Source organism: Streptomyces angustmyceticus (assembly GCF_040701845.1).
GTDB classification, from domain to species: Bacteria; Actinomycetota; Actinomycetes; order Streptomycetales; family Streptomycetaceae; genus Streptomyces; species Streptomyces angustmyceticus_A.
This window is the reverse complement of record NZ_JBFBHQ010000059.1, coordinates 1-3176: the sequence shown is the minus strand read 5'-3', so window position 1 is coordinate 3176 and position 3176 is coordinate 1. Positions and strand designations below refer to the sequence as shown.

Here is a 3176-nt window from a genome sequence, read left to right as displayed (position 1 = left end):
CTAGCTCCATCGCATGCCGATGGCGGACAGTTGCTCCACCCGCTGCGGGGAGAGCGTCGCGGCCCGGCTGCGCTGGTTCCCGATCCATGCCCCGAGCCGGAGCTCGCGCTCCTCCTGGTCCTCGCCGACGACGATCCGTTCGATGTGCTTCCTCGGTACCCGAAGGTGCCCTTCGCGCTTGTAGAACTGGCGAGCTGCCTCGTAGTTGAGCGCCCACTTGTCGGCCTGCGTACGGCGCGGGGGCGGCTTCTCGTCCTCGCCGGCGGGCTCGATGCCGAGGACCTGCTCACACATCCACTGCTGGACGGTGGTGAGGTTGTCCCAGCCGAGCCGGACTGAGCGCACCCACCGTCCGAGGTCTTCGCCTTGGTGCACGACGTCGCCGGGCGCGGTCGGCAGCGTGCCGCCGAGCTCCTCGAGGTGGAGCCGGACGAGGTGGAAGGCGCGCTGCCATTCCACTGGCCAGTTTGGGCACCAGGAGGGGTCGATGTCCTCCAGCTGCTCGCGTCGTTCGTCGGACAGCGCTCCGGCCGACGACTCGACCGGCAGGCCCTCGGCCCGCCGCTGCGCGTTCTCGGCTGCCTTGCGTGCGGCGGCTCGCGCGTTCTTCAGCCAGATGCCCACCCGGTAGCCCTGGTGCGTGGCGTCCAGCGGGGCCAGGAGGTGGCCGGCTTCGGCCGCCCACCCGCGCGCGGCGGACAGGCCCTCCTCCCACGCGACGTCGAAGTGCGACCACACCATGCCCAGCGTCTCCAGTTGCTCGATGCGGTCTTCGTCCATGTCGCCGCGGGCGTAGAAGCGCCGGTTGTCGGCGATCCACTGCCCGAGGGGGAAGTTGGCGAGCGAGGCCGGCCACCCGACCCCTTCCGCCTCTTCACCCTCGGGCACGCGATACGTGAACGGCACCTTCAGGTCGCCGTGCTCGCGCACGAAGATGACGGCGGCCTCCACCCCGCGCCGCCAGTGCTCGTGCTCCGGGTTGAGGACCCGCAGGTTGATGAACGCGGCCAGCTGCGCCGGGTCGCGCGGTGAGCTGAACTTCAGCAGCTTCCGCGCGGACGCCGACGGGCCGGACCCGGTCCCCTCACCCCGGCTCTCCTGACCCTGCGCGGCCTTCTGGACGGGCTTGTAGGCGCTGGGGGCCTGCTGCTCGGCCAACGCCTCCACCACCCTCGCGTCGTGCGCCCGGAGCGCCTCCAGCAGCTTCGCCAACCCACCGAACGCCCTGGAGGTGAGCATGTTGTCCGCCGTTTCTCCCGGCCCGAGCAGGACCGGTACCACGAGGGAGGCGACCTTTCCCTCGCCCGGCTGCATCCGCAGCGCGCGGCCCACGGCCTGGACCAGGTCGGGCATGGAGCCGCGCACGTCAGCCCAGTAGACGGAGTCGCAGTTCTTGGTGTCGACGCCCTCCCCGAGGACCTTCACCGAGCCCAAGAACCCTTTCTCCACGACCGTGCCGTCCATAGCGATCCCGGCCGCGAACTCCCCGAGGACGCGCCGCCGATGGCCCGGCTTGTGCTCGCCGCACAGCCAGTCCGCCCAGATCGTGCGCGGGTACAGCTCCGGGTCGGCGGCGTGCAGCTGCGCAGCGACGTCGGGGAGGCCGGCCGCGTACGCCTCGGCCTCCTTGACGACATGGTGAAAGACGAGCGTGCGCCGGAAGCCCTCCTCCGACGACGCCTTCAGCAGCGCGGTCTGGAGAGCTGCGAGCCGGGCCCCGCGGACCTCGTCCGAGCGACCCTCATCACCCAGGAGCTGCGCGGCCTGGAGCTGGCTGTCGGTGATGTCCACGCACACCACCTGGTAGGGGGCACAGATCCCCCGGTCGATCGCCTCCGAGAGGGTCAGGGTGAACGCCCTGCTGCCGAAGGGCCCGTCGGGGTCGTCTTCCATGCTCGCGACCAGCTCGCCCGGCGCGCTCTGGGCATCCTCGTCCAGCTGCCACAGGCGGGGCGTGGCGGTCATGTAGAGGCGGCGCAGGGACGGGATGCGGGTGTTGTCGTGGACGACCGCCCACGGCTTCCCCAGCCGCCCCGACGTCCGGTGCGCCTCATCGACCACGATCAGGTCCCACCCGGGAAGGCCGGCCTTGTGCGCGCGCTCCAGCGTGCCGAGCCCGAGGGAGGCGTAGGTGGCGAACACGGTGGCCTTGTCGAACGGCCGCACCCAGTCGACCAGCTCCTCCACGTCCGTGGTGTTAGGGAAGGTCACGTCCTCGCCCCGCAGGGAAGAGACCCCGATCATCGGGCCCGAACGGCCTGCCTCGCGCCACGCGGCCTCGGTCTGGGTGAGCAGGTCCAGCGAGGGGACAAGCACCAGCACACGGCCCGCACGGAGCTTCTCCGCGCTGCGAGCCGCGACCCGGGTCTTCCCGGACCCGGTCGCCATGATCACCTGAGTCCGGAGCCCCCTCTCGGGCGCAAGCGATCTTGCAGGAAATTCGAGGGCACGGACAACCGTGTCTACGGCTTCCTGCTGCGCCGCCTCACGCTGATCGGTTCGGCTGGCGGTCGACATATCCGTCTGCCTTCTCCTGGGCTCTTAGCTGGGCAGGGAACGGGAAACCTGCATGTAGGAGGCGTGCAATCGGATACGGTGAACGTCACCAAAACCGGGTCACAGCCTCGGACCAGTAGCGGGGGAGCGTGATCGAAAACCGGTCCAGCCCCCTTAGCGGTGCTGCTATCTGAGTCCAGAGTCTATCTCGCGTTTCAAAGTGAAGCGATCAGAACCAGGAAAGCCCCTCGAACGTGGCTGAATTCCGTTAATGTTGCCTTATGGCTATCGCCGAAGCGGCCTGACGGCAGGTCACCTCAGCGTCACGCCCCCTCTGCTCGGCCCATCACCCTCCCGACTACCTGTCACCCCCCTGTAGCCCGCTTGGCCCGCAGGGCCACTACGCCCCCACGGGCCGGTGGTTGTGAGCGGCGGGGCGTGTGGGGGTGGCTGGAGCGAAGCGGAGGCCGCCGGGCCGCGCGGAGCGGCGGCTGCGGGCCGCAACGCGACCCGCGTGCACTGTGGTTGGCCCTGGAGCGGAGCGGAGGGGCCGACCCGGCTTTGCCGGGCGCGGTGCGCGAAGCGCTCCGCTGGAGTTCCCGCGGAGCGGGTCCCATATCGCTGCGCGATATGCAAGCGAACTACCGGGCTTCGCCCGGTAGTTACGTTCCCGCTCCGCG

At 70.1% G+C, this 3176-nt stretch carries 1 protein-coding gene; it reads right to left on the bottom strand.

Translation table 11 applies throughout. The features are described from left to right. Nucleotides 1-2517, bottom strand: a complete 2517-nt coding sequence (locus AB0411_RS37685) for a DEAD/DEAH box helicase (RefSeq protein ID WP_366421722.1) — start codon at nucleotides 2515-2517, stop codon at nucleotides 1-3. Nucleotides 2518-3176 lie beyond the last annotated feature (659 nt).